This window comes from Solimonas sp. K1W22B-7 (assembly GCF_003428335.1).
Taxonomy (GTDB): domain Bacteria; phylum Pseudomonadota; class Gammaproteobacteria; order Nevskiales; family Nevskiaceae; genus Solimonas_A.
On the sequence record NZ_CP031704.1, the window covers coordinates 4,363,013 to 4,383,810 of the forward strand.

The 20,798-nt window shown below is 67.4% G+C and carries 20 protein-coding genes; 2 read left to right on the top strand and 18 right to left on the bottom strand.

Features of this window, described 5'->3' with window-relative positions:
• Nucleotides 1-32 precede the first annotated feature (32 nt).
• From D0B54_RS19655 to D0B54_RS19705, 11 genes are all read right to left on the bottom strand, one after another.
• Nucleotides 33-302, bottom strand: a complete 270-nt coding sequence (locus tag D0B54_RS19655; RefSeq protein ID WP_117293374.1) for a DUF3613 domain-containing protein — start codon at nucleotides 300-302, stop codon at nucleotides 33-35.
• Nucleotides 299-1,045 (bottom strand): tetratricopeptide repeat protein, encoded by a 747-nt coding sequence (locus tag D0B54_RS19660; protein WP_117293376.1) that lies wholly within the window; start codon nucleotides 1,043-1,045, stop codon nucleotides 299-301. Before D0B54_RS19660 ends, D0B54_RS19655 begins: the two co-directional genes overlap by 4 nt.
• Complete coding sequence (locus tag D0B54_RS19665) at nucleotides 1,035-1,973, bottom strand: type II secretion system F family protein (protein WP_117293378.1); 939 nt, start codon at nucleotides 1,971-1,973, stop codon at nucleotides 1,035-1,037. Before D0B54_RS19665 ends, D0B54_RS19660 begins: the two co-directional genes overlap by 11 nt.
• Nucleotides 1,970-2,911: a type II secretion system F family protein gene (locus tag D0B54_RS19670; RefSeq protein WP_117293380.1), complete on the bottom strand. Its 942-nt coding sequence runs from the start codon at nucleotides 2,909-2,911 to the stop codon at nucleotides 1,970-1,972. Before D0B54_RS19670 ends, D0B54_RS19665 begins: the two co-directional genes overlap by 4 nt.
• Entirely contained in the window at nucleotides 2,908-4,128 is a 1,221-nt protein-coding gene (locus D0B54_RS19675) for a CpaF family protein (protein WP_117293382.1), read from the bottom strand. Before D0B54_RS19675 ends, D0B54_RS19670 begins: the two co-directional genes overlap by 4 nt.
• A gap of 16 nt (nucleotides 4,129-4,144) precedes the next feature.
• Complete coding sequence (locus D0B54_RS19680; protein ID WP_117293384.1) at nucleotides 4,145-5,332, bottom strand: AAA family ATPase; 1,188 nt, start codon at nucleotides 5,330-5,332, stop codon at nucleotides 4,145-4,147.
• A 12-nt stretch (nucleotides 5,333-5,344) separates the two neighbouring features.
• Entirely contained in the window at nucleotides 5,345-6,682 is a 1,338-nt protein-coding gene (locus D0B54_RS19685) for a type II and III secretion system protein family protein (RefSeq protein ID WP_117293386.1), read from the bottom strand.
• A gap of 11 nt (nucleotides 6,683-6,693) precedes the next feature.
• Nucleotides 6,694-7,608, bottom strand: a complete 915-nt coding sequence (cpaB, locus tag D0B54_RS19690; protein WP_117293388.1) for a Flp pilus assembly protein CpaB — start codon at nucleotides 7,606-7,608, stop codon at nucleotides 6,694-6,696.
• Nucleotides 7,609-7,632: 24 nt separating this feature from the next.
• Nucleotides 7,633-8,106 (bottom strand): TadE/TadG family type IV pilus assembly protein, encoded by a 474-nt coding sequence (locus D0B54_RS19695; RefSeq protein ID WP_162932578.1) that lies wholly within the window; start codon nucleotides 8,104-8,106, stop codon nucleotides 7,633-7,635.
• The gene (locus D0B54_RS19700) at nucleotides 8,103-8,561 is read right to left on the bottom strand and encodes a prepilin peptidase (RefSeq protein WP_117293392.1); all 459 of its coding nucleotides are present in this window, start codon (nucleotides 8,559-8,561) and stop codon (nucleotides 8,103-8,105) included. The genes D0B54_RS19695 and D0B54_RS19700 overlap by 4 nt, the downstream gene beginning before the upstream one ends.
• Nucleotides 8,562-8,732: 171 nt before the next feature.
• The gene (locus tag D0B54_RS19705) at nucleotides 8,733-8,909 is read right to left on the bottom strand and encodes a Flp family type IVb pilin (protein WP_117293394.1); all 177 of its coding nucleotides are present in this window, start codon (nucleotides 8,907-8,909) and stop codon (nucleotides 8,733-8,735) included.
• 156 nt (nucleotides 8,910-9,065) lie between these two features.
• Between D0B54_RS19705 and D0B54_RS19710 the strand changes: the two genes are divergently transcribed.
• Nucleotides 9,066-9,896: a symmetrical bis(5'-nucleosyl)-tetraphosphatase gene (locus D0B54_RS19710; RefSeq protein WP_117293396.1), complete on the top strand. Its 831-nt coding sequence runs from the start codon at nucleotides 9,066-9,068 to the stop codon at nucleotides 9,894-9,896.
• A 133-nt stretch (nucleotides 9,897-10,029) separates the two neighbouring features.
• Here the strand turns inward: D0B54_RS19710 and D0B54_RS19715 are convergent, their stop codons facing one another.
• From D0B54_RS19715 to rluD, 5 genes are all read right to left on the bottom strand, one after another.
• A complete protein-coding gene (locus D0B54_RS19715) occupies nucleotides 10,030-12,870 on the bottom strand; it encodes an efflux RND transporter permease subunit (protein WP_117293398.1) in 2,841 nt (946 codons plus the stop codon).
• A gap of 28 nt (nucleotides 12,871-12,898) precedes the next feature.
• The gene (locus D0B54_RS19720) at nucleotides 12,899-13,978 is read right to left on the bottom strand and encodes a WD40/YVTN/BNR-like repeat-containing protein (protein ID WP_117293400.1); all 1,080 of its coding nucleotides are present in this window, start codon (nucleotides 13,976-13,978) and stop codon (nucleotides 12,899-12,901) included.
• Between the two features lie 209 nt (nucleotides 13,979-14,187).
• Nucleotides 14,188-16,461: a DUF1302 domain-containing protein gene (locus tag D0B54_RS19725; RefSeq protein ID WP_162932579.1), complete on the bottom strand. Its 2,274-nt coding sequence runs from the start codon at nucleotides 16,459-16,461 to the stop codon at nucleotides 14,188-14,190.
• Nucleotides 16,462-16,673: 212 nt separating this feature from the next.
• Nucleotides 16,674-17,393 (bottom strand): peptidoglycan editing factor PgeF, encoded by a 720-nt coding sequence (gene pgeF, locus D0B54_RS19730; RefSeq protein WP_117295385.1) that lies wholly within the window; start codon nucleotides 17,391-17,393, stop codon nucleotides 16,674-16,676.
• 20 nt (nucleotides 17,394-17,413) lie between these two features.
• Nucleotides 17,414-18,391 (bottom strand): 23S rRNA pseudouridine(1911/1915/1917) synthase RluD, encoded by a 978-nt coding sequence (gene rluD, locus D0B54_RS19735; RefSeq protein ID WP_117293404.1) that lies wholly within the window; start codon nucleotides 18,389-18,391, stop codon nucleotides 17,414-17,416.
• A gap of 36 nt (nucleotides 18,392-18,427) precedes the next feature.
• Between rluD and D0B54_RS19740 the strand changes: the two genes are divergently transcribed.
• Nucleotides 18,428-19,564 carry an outer membrane protein assembly factor BamD gene (locus D0B54_RS19740; RefSeq protein WP_117293406.1) on the top strand — a complete coding sequence of 379 codons (1,137 nt, stop codon included), beginning with the start codon at nucleotides 18,428-18,430 and terminating at the stop codon, nucleotides 19,562-19,564.
• 65 nt (nucleotides 19,565-19,629) lie between these two features.
• Here D0B54_RS19740 and D0B54_RS19745 read toward each other — a convergent pair whose 3' ends face one another.
• Both D0B54_RS19745 and D0B54_RS19750 read right to left on the bottom strand, forming a co-directional pair.
• Nucleotides 19,630-20,232, bottom strand: coding sequence for a transposase (locus D0B54_RS19745; protein WP_162932157.1), 603 nt, complete (start codon nucleotides 20,230-20,232; stop codon nucleotides 19,630-19,632).
• Nucleotides 20,184-20,663 carry an IS630 family transposase gene (locus D0B54_RS19750; RefSeq protein ID WP_117289044.1) on the bottom strand — a complete coding sequence of 160 codons (480 nt, stop codon included), beginning with the start codon at nucleotides 20,661-20,663 and terminating at the stop codon, nucleotides 20,184-20,186. Before D0B54_RS19750 ends, D0B54_RS19745 begins: the two co-directional genes overlap by 49 nt.
• Nucleotides 20,664-20,798 lie beyond the last annotated feature (135 nt).

Sequence of the window (20,798 nt, forward strand, 5' to 3'; positions counted from 1 at the left end):
ACCGCGACTCCGCGGGGGCCGGGATTGCCGCCTTACTGGCCGCTGCCACCGCCCGACACGAAGGTCTGACGCGGCAGGTACAGGGGGATCGGATGGTCGAAGCTCTTCAGGTAGCGCTGATAGACGTGCTCGGCGACCTCGCCTTCGGTGGTCGGCGGTGTCGCGACCGAGGCGGAGCCGCTGGTCTGCAGCTGCACCCAGGCGCGGGTTTCGTCGCCCGGCTGGGGCGTGGCTGCCGCCTCGTCCGCCGCCTGCGCCAGGGGGGCGGCCAGCGCCAGGATGATGATGGACAGTTTCCTCATGGGGCACCTCGGTTCATCGCAATACGGGTGGACAGGTCCTGCGCCTGCTTGCGCAGTTTCGCCAGGGCCTGGGCGCTGACGTCGCCAGCTTCGGCCACTTTCTTCACGCCGGCTTCGTCGCGCGTGAGGATCAGCAGCAGGATCAGGTTGTTGCGCGCCTTGAGCGAATTGCGGTCGAGTTCGACGGCAGTGGCGATCTCGGGCAGCGCCTCGCGGTAGCGCCCGGCCGACATCAGGGCGTAGCCCAGGTCGCTGCGCATCTCGGCGCTGGTCGGTTCGCGCTGCACCGCCTCGCGCAGGAATTGTGTCGCCACCGGCAGGTTGGTGCCGGCGTGCAGCAGACCCAGGCCGCGGTAGGCCTGGGCCGCGTAGTCGCCACGCAGCAGGCCGCGATACAGCTTGTCGGCCTCCACCGTGCGTCCCAGGTGGCGCTGCGCCTCGCCCTCCAGGAAACGCAATTCGGCGCTGTCCTGCCGGCCGCGCTGCTGCTGGATGTGTGCCAGCGCCGCGTAGTACTGCTCCTGCTGCAGCATGCCGCGGATCAGTTCGGTGACCACCGCGGCGCTGTTCTTCTCGTTGGCCTCGGCCAGCGGCTCGTCCTCGCGTACCGGCGCCGCAGCGGCGGCAGCGCTGGAAGGGCGCATGCCCGTCGCGGGGGCATCGCCGCCGTCCAGCGTCGCGCAGCCGGCCAGCGGCAACAGCAGGCAGGCCAGCAGCAGCGCCAGCGGCCGGTCACTTCGCATTGATGTCGCCCAGGGCACGGATGATCGCCGAGAACGCCGGACCGGCGACGAAGATCAGCAGCGACGGGAAGAAGAACAGCACCATGACCACGGTCATGCGGCCGGAGATCAGGTTGACCTTCTCGCGCGCATCCAGCGTGCGCCGCTCCTCGATCACCGACAGCACCTCCATCAGCGGCTGGCGGATCTCGCCACCGTAGCGGTCCACCTGGCGCAGCACGCCCAGCACGCTGGTCAGGTCCGGCACCTCCATCAGGTCGGCCAGCGACTTGAGGGTCTCGGCGGTGTCGCTGCCGGCCTCCAGCTGGCGCAGCAGCAGCTCGAACTCCTTGCCCAGCTCCGGCAGCACGCCGCGGCTGTCGCGCACCAGGCTGGCGAAAGCCTGGCGGGTCGACAGGCCGGCGTCGAACAGCAGCGCCAGCATGTGGATGAACAGCAGCACCTCGTTCTTGATGCGCTCGCGGCGACCATTGGCGGCACTGCGCAGCATCCAGCGCGGGATCAGGAACGAGAAGGCCGCGCAGCCGAAGCCGACGAAGGCCGTGTACATGACCTTGTTCTTGTCCGGACCGAACAGCCAGTACGCCAGTACCACACCGGCCAACAGCAGCGGCAGCACGGTCTGGAAGGCGTACCACATCATGCGCGCGCTGGAACTGCGCCAGCCGGCCTGCAGCAGCAGCCTGGCCGACTCGCCATGCTCGTCCACCATGCTTTCCAGCGTCTTGCCGCTGCGCACCATGGCGGTCAGCAGCGGACGCTCGTTCTGGGGATCGAACTCGTCAGGCACCACCGCCGTCGGCGTCAGGCGCTGGCGCACCCGGCGCTCGTCGCGCGAGTAGCTGGTCAGCATCACCACGGCGACGATCGCCAGCACCGCGATGATGATCGCCCCGGCGACGATGCCGGCAAAAAGTCCCGGGCTCATTGCTCACCCTCCACCGACTTGAGCATGCGGAAGATCACGCCGATGCCGCAGATCTGCCACACCACCGTGCCGATCAGCACGCCGCGTCCGGCGGGCTCCGACCACCACTGGGCGTAGTAGCCGGGGTTGCGGACCACGATGAACAGCACCAGCAGCGTCGGGATGATGCACAGCACCAGCGCCGAAAAGCGGGTCTCCGCGGTCAGCGCCCGCAGCTCGCGCGCAGCCATGTCGCGGCGGCGGATGGCCTGGATCAGGCTGCGCAGGATGCTGCGCAGGCTGCCGCCGAACTTGCGGTTGACCGAGGCCGCCAGCGCCAGCACGCGCAGGTCGCGGATCTGGTGGATTTCCGCGGCGTCCTGCAGCACGGCCTCGATCGGTGCGCCCAGGCGCACCTGGCGACCCACAGACATGAACAGCGGACGGATCGGGTCGGGACTCTCGCGGGCTGCGGCGGCAAAGGACTCTTCCAGCGTGTTGCCGGCCGACAGCACGCGGATCGCCGACTCCAGGAAGTCCGGCAGCTGCTCCACGATCTTGCGGCGCCGCGCCGCAGCGCGGCGGGTCAGGAACAGCCAGCCGAACAGCAGCAGCACGGCGATGATGATCAGGCCGGCAAACACGCCGAAGGCGATCAGCGCCACCGGCAGCAGCAGTGTCAGCACCAGCAGGATGCGCGCCACCGTCGGCGGCTCCAGCTCGACGCCGGTCTGCCAGATCAGGCGGCAGGCCCAGCGCAGGATCGGGTTGGTGATCTGCTTGGCGCTGCTGAGGCTGGCGACCACCGCGGCATCGATGGCGTCGGCACCGCCGCCGGCGGCGCGCAGGCGCAGTTGCACCTCGTCATGCTTCTCGCGCTGGCCGGCGCGGATGAACAGCAGGATCGCACCCACCACCAGGGCCAGGGCCACCAGGAATACCAGGACAGAGGCGCTCATGACATCGACCCCCGCAGGTCCTGGTGCTGCTTGCTGTCGACGTCGTAGCGGAACAGCTCGCGCGTGAGCAGGTCATGTCCCTTGGCGCCGATGATCTCGGTCACCGACATCAGCCTGCGCTCGCCGGTGGGCAGACGCGACACCTGCACCAGCAGCTGGATCGCCGAAGCGACCTGGCCGCGGAAGGTGATTTCCGAGCCGTTGTAGCCGGCGAACCCCGCCAGCAGTTCCAGGCGATGGATCGCATCGCGCGTGCTGTTGGCGTGGATCGTGGTCATGGAGCCGTCATGGCCGGTGTTCATGGCCTGCAGCATGTCCAGCACCTCGTCGCCGCGGACCTCGCCGACGATGATGCGGTCCGGTCGCATGCGCAGGGCATTGCGTACCAGGTCGCGCGCGGTCACCGCACGCTCGCCCTCGAGGTTGGGCGGCCGCGTCTCCAGGCGCACCACGTGCTCGTGCTTGAGCCGCAACTCGGCGGCGTCCTCGATCGTCAGGATGCGCTCGCCCGGCGGAATCCACTGCGACAGCAGGTTCAGGAAGGTGGTCTTGCCCGAGCCGGTGCCGCCGACGACGATCAGGTTGGCACGCTTCTCGACGCGGAACTTGAGGTAGTCCAGTTCCTCGCGGGTGCAGCTGCCGCTGCGGATCAGGTCATCCGACGACAGCGCGCTCTTGCGGAACTTGCGGATCGAGATGCAGGGGCCGTCCAGCGCGATCGGCGGGATGATGGCATTGACGCGCGAGCCATCCGGCAGGCGCGCATCGACCATCGGGTTGGACTCATCCACGCGGCGCCCGATCGGCGCCAGGATGCGCTGGATCACGCGCACCACGTGGGCATTGTTGAAGAAGCGCACCGGCGCCACCTGCAGGCGGCCCTCGCGCTCCACGAACACGGTATTCGGGCCGTTGACGACGATGTCGTTGACGCCATCGTCCTCGACCAGGCTCTGGATCGGACCGAAGCCCATCAGCTCGTCCTTGGCATCCTTGGCCAGCGCCTCGGACTCGCGCTGGTTCACCGGCAGGCGCTGCTCCACGACGTAGCGCCGCATCTGCTCGGTGACGAAGCGTTCCACCTGCGACGGACCCCACTGGTCGATATCGAGGTTGCGCTCCTCGATCTGCGCGATCAGGTGACGATGAAAGCTGTTCTTGAGCTGCTGGTACTGGTCCGACAGGCGGAAGCGGGCAATGGAGGGGTCGCTGCTCATCGGATGCGATCCCGTCTCAGCTGAACATCTTCTTGAGCAGCCCGCGCGCCGCCGGCGCCGCCGCACCGGCGCCGCTCAGCACTGCCTGGGCCACCGCGCGCATGTCCTCGCAGAACGGATCCTTGGGCGCCATCGCGAACATCGGCTCGCCGGCGTTCATCGCCTGGATGCGCAGGCCGACGTTGCCGGCCAGGGTGCCGAGCAGGGGAATGTCCAGCAGCTCCGCCAGGTTTTCCGGCTCCAGGCCGACGCGGCGATGATAGTTGTCCACCACCAGGGCGGCGCGGTCCAGCGGGCAGTCGTCCAGGCGCAGTGCGCGCAGCAGGTACTTGGTGTGGCGCGAGCTGATGATCGACTGGTTGGTCAGCAGCAGGCAGCGGTCGGCCAGGCCGACGATGCCGGTCAGTCCGTCCACCGGCGTCAGGCCGTCCACCGCGACCACGATCGCGGCAAACAGGCCGCGCAGCACCTGCAGCAGCTTGATCAGCTCGTCCATGTTGATCTGCGGGCGACCCACCAGGTCCTCCGGCAGGCTCAGCACGAAGATACCGCTGGCATGCCGCGCAAAGGCGGTATCCACCAGGGTCTGGTCGCAGCGATAGACGTCGTTGATCGCGTCCAGCACGCTGTAGGACTGGTTGATGTTGAGGAAGATCGTGCCCGCGCCGGGCGGCGTGGCGATGTCCACCAGCAGCACGCGCTCGCCGGAGGGCTGCTGCTGCTGCGCCGCCAGCGCCAGGTGCGCCGCCACGAAGGCGGTGTCGCCGCTGGAATTGGCCGACAGCACCGGGAACACCCGGCCCTGCTTCTGCTGGGTCTTGGTGACGGTGGTGTTGCGGCGCAGCAGCTTGCCCATCAGCGCGGCGACATTGGCCTCGTCGCGGCGCAGCACGAAGAAGTCGCGCGCGCCGGCACGCATCGCCGCCAGCACGATATCGGGATTGCTCTCGGCGCCCAGGCCCGCGGCCGGCACCTCGGGCATGCGCTCCAGCAGGCGCTCGACCATGCCGACACGCAGGTCGACGTTGGAGGCGTCGAACTGGAAGAACACGATGTCGGTGCGCCCCAGCATCTGCAGGCGCTCGATCAGGTCATCGGCATCCAGCGGCCGCAGCAGCGAGAAATCGGTGTTCTGGCCGGCGGCGTTCTGCAGCCAGCTGACATAGACGGGATCGTCGGCGACGACGACGGCCTGGGTTTTCATGGCGCGCGCCCTTTAGCGGCCGAAACCGGAATCGTACTCGCCGGTCTCCTCGAAGATCGCCTGGCCGGCGGTCGGCCGGTAGCTGTCGTACTTCGAACCCGGCAGCGGCGGCAGTGCCGCGCCCCTGGCCAGCGGACGCACCAGGTGCGGCGTCACCAGCATGATCAGTTCCTTCTCCTCGCGGCTGAGCTCGGAAGAGCGGAAGAAGGCGCCCAGCACCGGGATCTGGCCGAGCCAGGGCACCTTGTCGACGTTGTTGCGCAGGTTGCTGCTGACCAGGCCGGAAATCACGAAGCTCTCGCCGTCGCCCAGTTCGATCGTGGTATCGGTGCGGCGCACCAGCAGCGACGGCACGGCCACGCCGCTGGAGCGGATGGCATTGGTGAAATCCAGGTCGCTGACCTCGGGCGCCACCTTCAGCGAGATGCGGTTGCGCGCCAGCACGGTGGGCGTCAGCGCCAGGCGGATACCGAATTCCTTGTAGGTCACCGTGATGCCGCCCGATGTCGAGCCGCTCTGCAGCACCGGGATCGGGAACTCGCCACCCACCAGGTAGCTGGCGGTCTGGCCGGAGGTGGCCATCAGGCTCGGCTCGGCCAGCGTGCGCGCCAGGCCCTTGCCTTCGAGGATGCTGAGCAGGCCGATCAGGCCCTTGTTGGGGTTGCCCACCACGATGTTGAAGGCACTGCGCAGGGGCGCGAAGCCGGAGGTGCTGCTGAAGGTCACGCCGTTGCCGTCGGCGCTTTCGATGCCGTCGAAGGAGCCCGGCACGCCGATGCCCGCAGCGGTATTGGCCGCGTTCTTGAAGACGTTGAGGCCGAACTTGTGCGCCGTGGTGCGGTTGACCTCGGCGATCTTGACCTCGGTCAGCACCTGCGTCTCCAGCTGGATGCTGCTGCCGTCGGCGATCTCGCCGTCCTTGGGCACGGCCGCCGCGGCTTTGGCGCGGCGATGCGCGGCGAGGTTCGGCAGCTTGCCCTGGATGCCCATGCCCTGGGTCACCTGTGCCTGCGCCAGTTCGGGATCGGCCGCCACCGACTTGCTGGCCGGATAGGTCTTGGGCACCACGCGGATGCGGTAGCTGACCGTGCCGCCGCCACTCTTCCACAGCGTCACGCCGGTCACGCCGATCTTCTTGCCGTTGACCAGCACGTCGCGGGTCCCGCCCATCGCCACATCGGCGATCGCCGGGTCGCCGGTAGCGACGCGCGCCACCGCGGTGCTGCTATGAATGATCTTGTGGAAGCCCTGCTCCACATCGATCCAGGGCGCCGAAGATTCGGCCGCCTGCAGCGCCGAAGTGAACAGCACCAGCATGCCCGCCAACCATCCCAGAACGTTCTTTTTCATTGCCTGCGTCCTTATTGCACCACAATAACCGCAGAGTCGGCGCCGCGGATGATCTGCACCTTGGGCCCGGTGGGCGTCACCTCCGGCGGAGGTGTGACCGTGCCCGGCTTGGCCAGCTGCCGCAGGCTGATCTGGCGGCTGCGCTCGCGCTCCGCCGCCTTGGCCGCCGCGTCGTCCAGCGGCAGGCCGCTGTCCGCGGTGATCGTCGCGGTGGCGCCGTCGGGCTTGACGCCGTTCAGGGCCAGGCGCAGTTCGCCGGCGCTGGCGCCGAGCATCAGCCTGGTGATATCGCGATCGGCCACCGCCAGCACCGCCGTGCGCTGGCGCGAGCTGGCGCGGCTCTTCTTTTCCTTGGGATCGTCTTCGGCGCCCTCGGGCCGGTCGATCACCTGTTCCTGGTAGGCCAGCACACGCACGCCTTCCAGCAGAACGCGGGCCTGCTCGTCGTTGATGCTCTGGCCGCCGCGCAGGAACAGCATCACGTCGACCACGTCGCCCGGACGGATGAACCCGCCCACGGCAATGACGTCGGTGACTTCGACGGACACCGCCTTGTAGCCTTCCGGGATCGCGCGGGCCAGGAGGCTGCTCTCATTGAAGTAGCGGCCGGTCACCGGGGCGCCGGCGTCGATGTCGATCAGCGGCACCTTGTCGACCACCTGGTCGATCGAGGTGTAGGGATCCTTCGGCACGATGGTCACCGGCACCAGGGCCACGGCATCGCGCGCAATCGGCTTGTAGGCCAGCAGCGGCTTGACCGCCACCACCGCCAGGGTCTGCTTGACCTGCTGGCGCTCCGCCTCGGCCTTCTGCGCCTGCTCCGCCTTCTCCGCGAAGCTGCGGCTGTAGCGATATCCGATGACGGCGAGCACCGCGGCCAGCAGCACCGCGACCAGCGCGACGATCTTGAGCGTGTTACTGCTCATTGAATTCCCCTTTTCAGCAAGCGCTTAAGTGTTGTCAGTGTATAGACGCGCGGCGGCAGTTGCCTCCAGTCGCGTCGGCATCGGCGGCACCGCCCCGATCCCCGGCATTTCCACCGCCGGGAACAGCCAGCTCGGCGTGGACAGCTGGAACTCGACTTCCACCGTTATCGTATCGTCTTCGACGTTGCAGGCAGCGCCATCGCAGACCACGACGCGGGCCAGCTGGTTGGCCGGCAGCCAGCGCAGCGTGTCCTTGACTGAATCCACCACGCGCGCCTGGCGCAGCGCTTCGGCATCCTCGTCGTCCGGATCGACCGACACGGCCGCCTCGGCGCCCTGCTGGGCAGCATAGTTGACCGACTGCTTGAGGAAGAAGACATAGCCGTAGACCACCGTTCCGTAGGTCAGCAGGAACAGGATCGGGAAAACCAGGGCGAATTCCATCGCTACCGCGCCCGATTGGCGCAGGAAGCGACCACCTCGCAGGAACCCTTTCATAGCCATTTCTCCAATACCGACAGGAAAGGCCCCCCTGCGAGTTCAGCGCAGAAGGCTACGGCGAATGCCGCACCGTTGGGAGCGCGCGACTTGCGATCGCCCCCGAAAAACTTGATCCAGACCATGCTGATCACACCCACGCCGACGCCGGCGATCAGCAGCATTTCGGCGGCGTGCACCCAGCCCAGCAGCAGGCCGAGGCAGGCTGCAAACTTCACGTCCCCCGCCCCCATCTTGCCCAGCGCATAACCCGGCAGGTACAGCGCCAGCGCCAATGCAAAACCGGCGGCGGAAGAGGCCGGAGTGACCCCGAGCAGGCCGCGGCCGTTTACGGCCAGCGCCAGCACGGCAACCACCAGCACGGGCAGCAGGGCCAGATTGGGGATGCGGTGGCGGACGAGGTCGTACACCCCGATCGCCAGGGCCCAGGTTCCCAATACCAGCGTTACGATCATCGAAACCCATGGTCGAGGACTGCAGCAGAGCCAGGGGATGCCGGGACGACATCCCGCATCACAGATGCGGACAGGCGGCGGGCAACCCCGATCGCCTGGCGGCTACCGCCGCTGCTGCCCGGCAGAGGGCCGGGCAGCAGCGGACGGATGGCCGTTTACGCCTGGCTACCGTTACGGAGTGGCAGCGCCCTGCACTTCGGTGGAAGCCGAGGTGAACAGGGTGTCCAGGCCGCCGCCCAGGGCGGTGGCGGCAACGATGATGGCGATGGCGATCAGGCCAACGATCAGGCCGTACTCGACAGCGCTGGCGCCTTCTTCGTCACGCAGGAAATTCATCAGCTGATTCATGGTGTAGCTCCAAGAGTATGTGGTGGCGGCCATCTCGTATGCCGCGGAGATACTATGCGAGTGTAGGAAATATCCGTCAAAGCAGTTGGCTGGCGCTTTTACTACCGCTCATCGGCGTCCCGATATGAGTGGTTTTCCATGGCAGATGAATGGTTTATGACGACTTACGCGATCGGTGACGTACAGGGCTGCCACAGCGAACTATGCCAGCTTCTGGAGCGTTTGCGCTTCGATCCTGTCCGGGACCGCCTGATCCTTGTCGGGGATCTCGTCAACCGGGGCCCGCAATCCCTGCAAGTGCTGCGCCTGGTGCGCTCGCTGGGCGACCGCGCCGTGACCGTACTGGGCAACCATGACCTGCATCTGCTGGCGGTGGCCCAGCGCCAGGAAGACGTCAGCCCCAAGGACACCTTCCAGGACGTGATGCAGGCGCCCGACCGCGCCGAACTCCTGTCCTGGCTCGGCCAGTGCCCCCTGGCCTGGGAGGACCCGGACAGCGGCACCCTGGTGGTCCACGCCGGCATTCCTCCCCAATGGGACCGCGCGCAGCTGCTGGACCTGGCCGCCGAGGCCGGGGCCTGGATCGCCGGCCCCGAAGCGGGCCGCTTCTACGCCCACATGTACGGCAACAAGCCCGACCTCTGGGACGACGGCCTGAAGGGCTGGGACCGCATCCGCTTCATCGTCAACAGCCTCACGCGCATGCGCTACGTCACCCCCGCCGGCCGCATCGACACCAAGGCCAAGGGCGCCCCCGGCAGCCAGCCCAAGGGCCTCAAGCCCTGGTTCGAGGTGGAGGGCCGCCGCACCGCCCAGGACCGCGTGATCTTCGGCCACTGGTCCACCCTGGGCCGCGTCAGCTGGCAGAAGGGCCGGGTCTGGGGCCTGGATACCGGCTGCGTCTGGGGCGGCAAGCTGACGGCGATGAACGTGGAGACGGGGGAGCTGATGGGGTGTGATTGTCCGCAGCAGCGGAAGCCGGGGTGATCCGTCGCAGGCGGCCATGGATGGCGCCACCTCTTGTCTCCCTCGCCCCGCTTGCGGGGAGAGGGAGCAAAAAAGAGACAGCCGCAAAAAAGCCCCCGATCTCCGGGGGCTTTTCCTTGAAACGACTACCGCATCAGTGCCGCGGCTTGAACACCGGCTCTTCGCCCGGCGCCAGTTCCTTCGGCTTGAGGATGAACGAAGCGATGGCCGGCAGCAGCACGATGGCGCCGATCATGTTCGTGGTGAACATGAACACCAGCAGCTTGCCCATGTCGCGCTGGAACTGCAGGCCCGACCACAGCCAGGTCAGCACGCCCAGGCTCAGGGTGATACCGGTGAAGATCACCGCCTTGCCGGTCAGCTTCAGTGTCTTGAGATAGGCCTCTCTGGCCTTGAAACCTCCCGCCAGCGCATCGGCGAATGTCGCGTAGACATAGATGCCGTAGTCGACACCGACACCGGCCGCCAGGGCCACCGCCGGCAGGATCGCCACCTTCATGCCGATACCCAGGATGGTCATCACCGCGTAGGCCATCCAGGACACCAGCGACAGCGGCAACATGATCGCCACCAGGCTCTGCCACTCGAAGAAGGACAGGAACACGCAGATGATGATGCCGGCATAGACCGTGTACAGGATCGGCTTCTCGAGGCGGTGCACTTCCTCGTTGGTCGCCGCCATGACGCCGACGTTGCCGGAGGCCAGCGCGAAGTTGACCGGGCAGGCCTTGTCCATCGCCTTGTGTGCCTCGGCGGCCGCGTCGGCCTCCTTGGTCATCTCCATCACCTTCGGATTGGCGTCAACCTTCTCGTCGGTGAGCGTGGCGTCCTTCTTGCGCAGCTTCTCGATGTACTTCTCGCGCGCGATGCGGGTACGGCCCGACTCGCGGCGCTTCTCGAGCTTCTCGGCGCAATAGTCCTTGTTGACGTCCTTGTTGACCTCGTAGAACTCGGCGGCGTTTTCCGTGTTGAAGGTGCCGACCTCGTGAACGATGCGCTCCAGCGTGGTGGCACGGTGGTTCTGGGTGAAGACGAAGATCGCCAGCGCCGAGCAGTTGGAGTTGAGCAGGCCGGACGAGGTCGGGATCGGGGTGATCGCCTGCACCATCGTGTACTGGTTGCGCGGCAGCACCTTGAACTTCGGCGTCGCCTCGGAGAACGCGGCGTTGACCTGCTTGGCCGCCCAGGGCAGCGACAGGATCGACTGCACGCCCTCCGTGTTCTCCATGCGCCAGCCGAAGCGGTCAACCTGGTCCATCATGTCGTGGCGCACGCAGGCCTCGGGGTCCAGCTCCGCGATCACCTTCATGATGTCGGTGCCGATGGCGAAGTTGCGGCCGATCGCCAGCGTGTCCTGGTTGTAGCGCGAATCCGGCAGCAGCTCCGGCACGCCGTCCTGGCTGTCGCCGACCTGCAGGCCCTCGCCCTTCCAGAAGCTCCAGCCGTAGACCGCGGCCGCCACCAGGATCGCGATCACCGCCGGCGTCGGACGCACGATGTTGGAGATGAACTCCCAGATCGGGTCGAGCACGCTGTCGCGGGTTTCCTGCTTGATGCGGAAAGCTTCGGGGTCGCCGATGTCGATCCAGGTCAGCCAGATCGGCATCATCACCTTGTTGGTGATCAGGATCGCGAACATGCCCAGCGAGGCGTTGATCGCCATCTCGCGGATGATGTCGATGGGGATGGTGTAGATCAGCGCGAACCCGACGAAGCCGGTCATGATCGCCATGGTTCCGTACACCGCCAGACGGCGCCAGGTCTCCAGCGAGGCGTCGAAGCTGTTGCGCTTGAACAGCGTGATCTCGCCGACCCAGGCGTTGACGTACTGCACGCCATGCGACACCGAGATGGCGATGATCAGGAACGGCACCAGGATCGCGAAGGGATCCAGGCCCTTGCCGGCGATCTGCAGCAGGCCGAACTCCCAGATCACGGCGGTGATCGCGCAGACCAGCGGCAGCACCGCCAGCTTCACCGAGCCGGTATACAGCCACAGCAGGATGAAGGTCAGGAACAGCGTCAGGATCAGGAAGAACACCACCTGCATGGTGGCGTCGATCACGTCGCCCACGACCTTGGCGAAGCCGATGATGTGGACGTTGACGTCAGGGTTGTACTGCGGGTTGTCGACAAACTCGACGGCAACCTCGCCACCCTTGACCTTGATCTTGTCCTGCGACACCGAGCCGTCCGCGGCGGCCGGCGGGCTCACCTCGAAGATCTCCAAGCGCAGCTTCCAGCCCAGGTCGACGAAGCCCTCGCCCACCACGCTGCCGGCGGCCAGGCCGTCCTTGGCTTCCTTGAGCTTGTAGACGTACTTCTTGGGGCTGGTGAAGCGCCCGCGGATCTTGTCCTCCAGCATCTTGGAGACGCGCGCGTAGTCCAGCTTCTCGCCGGTGACCGGATCCACTTCGAGCAGCTCGGAGTAGATCATCGCGCCGTTCTGGCTCTTGGTCGTGTAGCGGCCGACGTGGCCACCCTTGCCGACGTTGCCGCGCACCAGGCCGAACATCTCCTCGGTGGGGGCGTACTCGGCGGGGATCACGTTGCCGCCGGCGAAGCCGCCTTCCACCACTTCGATATAGCGCACGTCCGGGGTGAACAGCGAAGACACGCGCGAGCGGTCGATGCCGGGCAGGAAGAACACTTCGTCGGTCGCCGCCTTCAGCTCCGTCAGGAAGGCCTCGTTGTACATGCTGCCCTTGCCGTCCTTCTGGATCAGCGCCACCAGCACGGTGTTGGCGCCGCCGAACTCGGCCATATACTGCTTGAGCACCTGCATGTACTCGTGCTCGAGCGGGATCGACTTGTCGAAGCCCGCGTCACGCTTGATGTGCCCGGCATGCCATGCGAACACGAGGGTCAGCGCCGTCAGGATCGCCATTGTCAGCTTGCGGCGCGCGTAGATCAGCGGCTCGAAGATCGCGAGGATCTTCTGCGTCGTCGTCGGCTTGTGGATTTCTTCGGTCATTGCGGAATTCCTGGTCGGACGGCGTGGCTTACTGCAGCTTCACGCGCTGGACGCCGGACTCGCCGACGGCGAGCAGCGAGGTGTCGCTGGCCACGATGGCGCCGGACAGCGGGGTGCCGGCATCGGTGCGCAGGCTGCGCACGTTGCCGCCCTGGTCGTTGATCAGCAGGACCGTGCCGTTCAGGCCCACCATGGCCACGCCGCCACCGGGCAGCGCGGCGCCGCCGAACATCGAGGCGACCGTGCCGGTATCGACCTTGGTCCAGCTGCCCGCACCGGGGTCGGAAGACACATAGACGTTGCCGCGCAGGCCGAAGATCGCCGCGCCCTTCTCGCCCACGGCCACCGAGCCGAACAGCGAGCTCTCATAGGGCGAGGTCAGCTTGGTCCAGGTGGCGCCGCCGTCGGTGGACAGGTCCAGGGTGCCCTGCTCGCCGGCGATCAGCAGGTTGCCGTTGTTGAGACGGGCGATGGAATTGAAGTGCAGCTCGTCGGCCCGGATCGGGGAGTCCACCTCGGCCCAGTTCTGGCCGCCGTCGCTGGTCTGCAGGAACAGGCCGTAGGCGCCCACGGCGAAGCCGCGGCTGGCATCGAGGAACAGCACGTCCAGCAGCGGCTTCTCGAGCTGCGGCTGGAAATTCTGCAGGGCCCAGGTCTTGCCGCCGTCCTTGGTATTGAGGATCACGGCGTCATGGCCCACGGCCCAGCCGTTCTTGGCGTCGGTGAAGGTCACCGCCGTCAGCGCCGAACGCACCGGCACCTGGACCTGTGCCCAGCCCTTGCCGTTGGACACCAGCACATGGCCGCGATCGCCGACCGCCACCAGGTGTTCGCCGGTATTGGCCACGTCCAGCAGCATCGACTTGACCGCCAGCGGCATCAGTTCCGAGGGGCGGGGCTTGACCGGCGGCGCAGGCGCGGCGGCCTCCTCGGCGGCAGGCGCCTCCGCGGCGTCGGCGGGCGCGCCTTCGGCGGGAGCCTCCGCAGGGGCCTCCGCGGCAGCTTCGGCCGGTGCAGCGCCCTCGTCCTGGGCAATCGCGCTGATGGCCAGCACGGCGAGCGTGGAACCGGCCAGCAGTCCCAGCAACTTCTTCTTGTCGTGTTTCATGCTTCCCCTCGAATGGTGTCGCGCAGGGGAGAACTGCGCGCTATAGCCTGTCGGCGGCGCAAGTTTTCCACGTTCGGCGTCGGCTTGGCCAGCTTTTTCGGGGCTGTCGGCCAGTCGCAGTGCAACAAAATTTGCTTGACAGCGAACAGGGGCAGCCGCCTCCGGGTTCCCCGGCGCTCCCGCCGCGTAGCGGGAGCGCGGGGCCACGGTCAGAACTGGTAGCCCAGCGACAGCATGATGTTGTCGCGGTCGCGCAGGGCGTCGCGATCCTCGCCACCGGTGAACCAGGTGTAGCGGACCTCGCCGTTCCAGGTCGCCAGGTAGTCGAAGCGCAGGCCCGAAATGATCTGCATGCGGCCCTCGACGAAGTTCTGCCCCAGGCCCGGAGCGGTGCCTTCCACGTCGTGGAAGAAGGCATTGAGCAGTTCCAGGTTGATGTTGCGGAATGCATCGTCGAAGCGGGTCAGGGTCACCAGGCGGTAGCCGTAGGAATACTCGGTGCCGTAGTTGCCGGTGCCCTGCGCGGTGGGATTCTGGCGCAGCGTATCGTCGGTGTTGCTGTTGCTGTGCGGATCGGCCGGGTTGCTGCGGACGTCGATCGGATTCACGCCCGGACTGCCGTCGGCGCCGGAGCTGATGTGGGTGTCGACACCGCCGCCCTGGAACTGCAGCTCGGAGAGCTCAGGCATGTCCAGCACGTGGGTCATGCCCAGTTCCAGCAGCAGCGTGATCTGCGAGGCCCGCACCCAGTTGTCGCCGCCGATGGTCTTGAGGAAGGTGGTGCCGAGCTGGCCGACCTTCATGCGCTCGTAGCCACGGACGTAGTCGCCGGGGTTGATGGTGATGCCGCGGTACTGGCTGATGAAGTCCGGCACGGCGGTACGGCGACCCGGCAGCGTCGCGATGCCCAGGCTGAAGTCCTGGGCCGGGAACGCGGGCTGCAGCGCGGCAAAGATCACGTCGGTGGTGTGGATCTGGACCGGCAGGTTCTCGCGGAAGGCGTACTCGCCCGACCAGGCCACGCTGCCCAGGGTGGTGTTGAACGAAACGCCCCAGAGACGGATGTTCTCCGGGTACTCCACCACCAGGCGCATCGTGTCCAGCGGCAGGGCCTCGCGGCCCTCGTTGGGCAGGAACTCGGCGGTGGAGCCCGGGTTCAGGGTGTGCTGCAGCAGGGTGGCGAGGTTCTGCACCAGCACCGTATCGCCCGGCGCCTGGCAGGCCGCCAGCAGCGCCACCAGGTTGGTCGCCGGGTTGCCCAGCGCCCCCAGGTCCGGGATGCAGGTGGCGTTCGCCGCCAGCGCCGAGACGCTGGGCACGCGGCTGTGGTAGTTCGAGTAGTACAGGCCGACCTCGGTGCCGTTGTTGAGGCCGTCGAAGAAGAAGCGCAGCGCAGCGCCGTACTGTCCGCCGTCGTCGGGCAGGCGCCGCTTCTCCTCGTCGAAGTCGCGCAGGACCGTGCGCGAGGAGCGCGAGCCGGTGACCGCCGCCGGGTCGCCGGAGTTGCGCCAGGGCTCGTAGAGCTGCTCGGGATCTTCCGGCGCCTTGCCGAAGGACAGCATGGCGTACGTGCCGCCGTCGCCGAGGATGTCGGAGCTGGAGAAGAAGCTGCCGACCGGATCGACGCGGATCGGCTTCCACTCGTACTGGTAGAAGGTCTCGAGGTTGACGCCCTCCGTCAGCTCGACGTTGAGCATCGCCATGCCGGTGGGCTGGAACAGTTCCTTGACGTCGAAACCCGGCAGGCGCAGCAGCGCCTGGTTCGGCGGGTTGATGCTGTTGAGGCTGTTCAGGGCCAGAAAGCCGCTTTCGCCCCAGTTGATCACCTGGTTGCCGATCTTGAATGCCGCCTGGCGCTCGCCGATCTCGAAGGTCCGGCTGATGAAGTAATCCAGCATCTGGAACTTGTGGCCGATGCGGTCCACGCCGGCGTCGGAGAACGGCGTTTCCGCCGGCTGCGCCGTGGTATCCGGGTGCTGCACGTCGTAGTCGGAGTAGCGCGCGTCGTAGAAGTACAGGCCGCGCGCGAAGAAGTTGAAGTCCGCGACGTTGAAGGACAGGTCGGTCGTCATCTTCGCCGTGGCATGCACCCAGTCATGCTTGTCGAAGTTGAGGTTGCCGTTGTCGCCATTGGGGCTGGAGGCGCCCGGCTGGGCCAGGAAATAGTTGCTGCGGTTGCCGTAGACCGGATCTTCTTCGCCGGAGCTGCAGGTGTCGCCGGAATAGCGGCGGTCGGGGTCGTTGTAGGCGGTGCCCGGATCCAGCCGCGAGCACAGCCCCGGACTGAGGTTGCTGCGGCCGATCAGGCTGTTGTCGCGGTCCTGCATGCGCATGACGCCGCCGACGGAGATCAGGTTGTCGAGCTTGATCTCGGTGTCGCCAAGGTCGAACTCGAAAGCCATCGCCGGCTGCGCGGCCAGCAGGCCTGCGGCAATGGCAATGGGATGCAGCAGGAAATGCTTGCGCTGATGTACCGCTTTCATATTGTCTCCCCGTATCGCACCTGCGGCCCGCAGATCTGCGGGCCGGACTTCCAGAAGTGGAGTCTCGCCATGGGGCCATCCGGCATGACGGCTCAGACCGTCTTTGTGGCCGGCCGCGCACCACAACAGCATGCGCGAGGTCCTTGGTTTGCTTGTGGTTATTTAACAGGGCCACCCGCCATGACGCAACGCGGCCCAGGCAGAAATATGACCTATTCGGAGATCCAGACCAAGCTCGCCATGCGCCCACAGACCGGCTCGCGGCGGAAGGAATAGAAGCGCTGCGCGTCATCCACGGTGCAAAGCCCGCCGCCGTAGACGCGCTCCAGCCCGGCCCGGCGCAGGCGCAGGCGCGCCAGTGCGTAGAGATCGGCCTGCAGCTTGCCGGGACGGCCCGGCGCAAAGCAGGCCATCGCATCGGCATCCTGGGCCACGAAAGCTTCGCGCACCTCCGGCCCCACCTCGAAGGCACCGGGCCCGATCGCCGCGCCCAGCCAGGCCAGCAGCCGCGATGGCGGCCGCCGCATCGCCGCCATGCTCGCCTCCAGCACACCACCCGCCAGGCCGCGCCAGCCGGCGTGCGCGGCCGCCACCACGCTGCCGTCCTCGTCGCAGAACAGCACCGGCAGGCAGTCGGCGGTGAGCACCACGCAGACCTGGCCGGGGCCCTGCGTGACGCTGGCATCGGCCGCCGGCAGGTCCGCCAGCGGCGGCTGTGCCACGGCACAGCCGTGCACCTGGTTGAGCCAGGCCGGCTCGGCCGGCAGCGCCAGGCCCTGGCGCAGCAGGGCACGGTTGCGCGCCACCGCGGCCGGGTCGTCGCCGCAGTGGCCGGCCAGGTTGAAGCCGGCATGGGGACCGGCGCTGGTCCCGCCCAGGCGGGTGGTCTGCAGCGCCCGCACGCGGGCCGGCGCGGGCCAGTCGGCGTGCATCAGGGCTGCGGCCGGCAGCGTCACAGGGTGGTCCGCAGCATCTCGAGCAGGGCCTGGATATCGGCCGGCGGCTCGCAGGTCCAGCCGATGCGCTTGCCGCTCTTGGGATGGGTCAGCTCCAGTTCCCGCGCATGCAGGGCCTGGCGCGGGAAGCTCTTCAGGGTCTCGCGCAGGCGTTCGCTCATGCCCGCGCCGCGCACCACGTCGCCGCCGTAGATCGTGTCGCCGATGATCGGATGGCGCAGGTGCGACAGGTGCACGCGGATCTGGTGGGTGCGCCCGGTTTCCAGCTTCAGGCGCAGGTGGGTATGGCCATGGAAACGCTCCTGCACCCGGTAATGCGTCACCGCCTCGCGGCCGCGCACCCCCTCCACCACCGCCATCTTCACGCGCTCGCGCGGGTGGCGGCCGATCGGCAGGTCGATGGTCGCCCCGGCGATCAGGGTGCCGTGGACCACCGCGTCGTACTCGCGGCGGAAGTCGCGGCGGCCGATGTCGGCGACCAGCTTCGCATGGGCCGACAGGTCCAGCGCCACCACCAGCAGCCCCGAGGTGTCCTTGTCCAGGCGGTGGACGATGCCGGCACGCGGCACCCCCGCGGTCTGCGGGAAGTGGTGCAGCAGTGCGTTCTGCAGGGTGCCGTCGCGCTGCCCCGCCCCCGGGTGCACGGTCAGGCCGGCCGGCTTGCGGATCACCGCGATGTGCTTGTCGGCATGGGCGATGTCCAGGGGAATGTCCTGCGGCAGCACCGTGGTGTCCGGAGCCGGGACGGCGTCCATCTCCAGGGCGTCGCCGGTGACGGCGGGCTGGCGCCCCCGGGTCACGGTTTCGCCATTGACCCGCAGCCGCCCCTCCTCGATCCAGCCCTGCAACCGCGCGCGGGAGTACTGGTCGAACAGCCGGGCGCAGGCCACGTCCAGGCGACTGCCCGCCAGGTCCGGGGGAACCGTAGCGGTCAACAGCAGGTCTTCTTCTTCGCCCAGATCGGTTGCGGTCATCGGCTATACTCGGGACATCACAGGATTCACTCTTCCATGAAGCTCAAACTTACGCTCGCGGCGGCCCTGCTGGTCGCCGGTTGCAGCTCCGATCCCAACCGGCTGCCGCCCACCAATCCGTTCAAGCCCGAACAGCGCAGCGCGCGAGAAATGCGCCTGGAAGCCTCGCAATTGTACAAGGCTGCGCGGGAATCACTGGATACCAGCGACTTTTCCACCGCGATCGAGCGTTACGACCGCCTGGTGCAGCGCTTCCCGTTCTCCGACTACGCCACCCAGGCGCAGCTCGAGAAGGTCTACGCCCAGTACCGCAACTACGACCATGACGGTGCCCTGGCCGGGGCCGAGCGCTTCCTGCGCGAGCACCCGCGCCATGCCGGCGCCGCCTACATCCAGTACATCAAGGGCCTTACCAACTTCGACCGCGAGGAGGGCCTGAGCGACATGCTGGGCCTGGATGCCACGCAGAAGGACATGGGCTACTCGCGCCGCTCCTTCGACGACTTCGGCCTGCTGGTCCAGAAGTACCCCAACAGCCCCTACGCCGCCGACGCCCGCCAGCGCATGGTGCAGCTGCGCAACCAGATCGCCGACAGCGAGATGCACGCCGTGCGCTTCTACATGAAGCGCGGCGCCTGGATCGCCGCCGCCAAGCGCAGCGAACAGATCATCTCCCAGTACCCCGGCGCCCCGGTAAGCCTGGAAGCGCTGCAAACCATGGAGCAGAGCTACCGCGCCCTGGACCTGAATCCGCAGGCCGACGAGGCCGCCAAGCTGCTGGCCGCCAACCGCCACCTCGGTGCCGCAGCCGCCACCCCGCCGCCGCCCAAGCCCGTCCCCGCCGCCGTGGTCCCCGTGACCGAGCCGGTCGCGGAGAAGAAGGGCGGCTGGAGCGTCGAGTTCGGCGAGAAGGAATTGTTCCGCTCCGGCGAGTCCACCCCGGCGGGGGCAGCCCCCGCGCCGCCCCCGCCGCCGGGCACCGTGGTGGACGGCAAGACCGCCGCCCCGGCCGCTGCCGCGCCGAAGAAGAGCCGCGGCTTCACCATGGAACTGGAAGGCGAAGAGGTCGTGGGCCCCGAGGCCGACGCACGCCGTGCCAAGGCGGCCCAGACTGCGCAGGAAGCGCCGGCGCCCGACGCCAAGGCCGCAACTTCGCCCACGGCAGCGCCGTAAGGCCAGACCCTGCCCCATATCTCCGGGTAGCGGAGTAGGAGCGGCTGTTATTGATCGTCTCGTAATTAATGTCCTATTAGTCTCAACGGCAAAGGACTGTGCTCGATGAAGGATCGAAGCAGATCCTGACGATGCTGGAGCCTGCGAGCGTGGTGTCGTGCGTTGAGGGTCAGCGTCTCCAGATCGTGGCATGCGAGATTGGCCAGGGGGTTGGTTTTCAGCCAGGCCCAGATGTACTCCACGGGATTGAGTTCCGGGGCGTAGGCCGGCAGGAATTCGGTCTGCAGATTCGGGGACTGATCCAGGAATCGCCGCACGCTGCGGGCACGGTGGGTCTGGGAACGGTCCCACACCATCACCAGGCGCCCATGTTGCACATGCAGATCGCGGAGAAAGTTGCGGACCGCGATACCGTCGATGCTGGTGTCGGGATAGAGCCGGAAGTGGAGCGTTACCTGCCGGCGCGAGGGCGAGATGCACAGGGCGGCAATCACGGACACCTTGCTGTGATGCCGGCCCCGCTGCTGCAGCACCGGAGTCTGGCCGCGCAGGCTCCAGCTGCGGCGCACCAGCGGGGCCATCAGGATGCCCGACTCGTCCAGGAAGCCCAGCCAGGCCTTCAGGCGTCCGGCGTTTTTTTTACCCGCCGCCAGTCGCTGCGTACCCACTGCTGAATCGCTTCTTCATCCCGCTCCACCGCACGCCGTGTCGGCTTTTGCGGAGAAAACCCCAGGCCATGCAGCAACCGTGCAACATGGTGGACGTGGTATTCCACTCCAAACCGCTGCTGGATTAGCTCGGCGACCCGGGGGCAGGTCCACAGGTCCGTGGCAAACCCCGAAGCTTGCGCGCCCTTGAGCAGCAGCCGGGTCAACTGCCGCCGCGCACGCTCATCCAGTGCCGGTGGTCTGCCCGACGCTGGCTGCGCCGCGATGCCGGCCGCACCCCGTCGCTGCACCGCCGCCTTCCATCGCCGTACGCTGCGCCGGTCCACGCCCAACTGCTGCGCGACTTCTACCGGCATCAATCCTTGCGACAGCAACTCCAGCGCTCGGCGCCGGCGTCGCTCCAACTCCTCGGGGCTGCCTGAAGGTCTCATGGCGGATTACCTCCTGCCATGAGAGTAGGACATTACTTATGAGTTAATCAATAGCCGCGAAGGGAGGTCATCATGAGAACCGGCGCTCGCGGCTGACAGCCGCTCCTACGCCATTCTGCAGGGTCCGGCCGGCCG

Excerpts from the sequence above, each read along its gene's own strand:
- D0B54_RS19660 (WP_117293376.1), bottom strand. The coding sequence starts at position 1,045 with ATGCGAAGTGACCGGCCGCTGGCGCTGCTGCTGGCCTGCCTGCTGTTG.
- D0B54_RS19675 (WP_117293382.1), bottom strand. The coding sequence starts at position 4,128 with ATGAGCAGCGACCCCTCCATTGCCCGCTTCCGCCTGTCGGACCAGTAC.
- rluD (WP_117293404.1), bottom strand. The coding sequence starts at position 18,391 with ATGACCGCAACCGATCTGGGCGAAGAAGAAGACCTGCTGTTGACCGCT.
- D0B54_RS19710 (WP_117293396.1), top strand. The coding sequence starts at position 9,066 with ATGACGACTTACGCGATCGGTGACGTACAGGGCTGCCACAGCGAACTA.
- D0B54_RS19715 (WP_117293398.1), bottom strand. The coding sequence starts at position 12,870 with ATGACCGAAGAAATCCACAAGCCGACGACGACGCAGAAGATCCTCGCG.
- pgeF (WP_117295385.1), bottom strand. The coding sequence starts at position 17,393 with ATGCACGCCGACTGGCCCGCGCCGGCCCGCGTGCGGGCGCTGCAGACC.
- D0B54_RS19655 (WP_117293374.1), bottom strand. The coding sequence starts at position 302 with ATGAGGAAACTGTCCATCATCATCCTGGCGCTGGCCGCCCCCCTGGCG.
- D0B54_RS19725 (WP_162932579.1), bottom strand. The coding sequence starts at position 16,461 with ATGAAAGCGGTACATCAGCGCAAGCATTTCCTGCTGCATCCCATTGCC.
- D0B54_RS19665 (WP_117293378.1), bottom strand. The coding sequence starts at position 1,973 with ATGAGCCCGGGACTTTTTGCCGGCATCGTCGCCGGGGCGATCATCATC.
- D0B54_RS19670 (WP_117293380.1), bottom strand. The coding sequence starts at position 2,911 with ATGAGCGCCTCTGTCCTGGTATTCCTGGTGGCCCTGGCCCTGGTGGTG.
- D0B54_RS19720 (WP_117293400.1), bottom strand. The coding sequence starts at position 13,978 with ATGAAACACGACAAGAAGAAGTTGCTGGGACTGCTGGCCGGTTCCACG.
- D0B54_RS19750 (WP_117289044.1), bottom strand. The coding sequence starts at position 20,663 with ATGAGACCTTCAGGCAGCCCCGAGGAGTTGGAGCGACGCCGGCGCCGA.
- D0B54_RS19695 (WP_162932578.1), bottom strand. The coding sequence starts at position 8,106 with ATGAAAGGGTTCCTGCGAGGTGGTCGCTTCCTGCGCCAATCGGGCGCG.
- D0B54_RS19705 (WP_117293394.1), bottom strand. The coding sequence starts at position 8,909 with ATGAATCAGCTGATGAATTTCCTGCGTGACGAAGAAGGCGCCAGCGCT.
- D0B54_RS19740 (WP_117293406.1), top strand. The coding sequence starts at position 18,428 with ATGAAGCTCAAACTTACGCTCGCGGCGGCCCTGCTGGTCGCCGGTTGC.
- D0B54_RS19700 (WP_117293392.1), bottom strand. The coding sequence starts at position 8,561 with ATGATCGTAACGCTGGTATTGGGAACCTGGGCCCTGGCGATCGGGGTG.
- cpaB (WP_117293388.1), bottom strand. The coding sequence starts at position 7,608 with ATGAGCAGTAACACGCTCAAGATCGTCGCGCTGGTCGCGGTGCTGCTG.
- D0B54_RS19685 (WP_117293386.1), bottom strand. The coding sequence starts at position 6,682 with ATGAAAAAGAACGTTCTGGGATGGTTGGCGGGCATGCTGGTGCTGTTC.
- D0B54_RS19680 (WP_117293384.1), bottom strand. The coding sequence starts at position 5,332 with ATGAAAACCCAGGCCGTCGTCGTCGCCGACGATCCCGTCTATGTCAGC.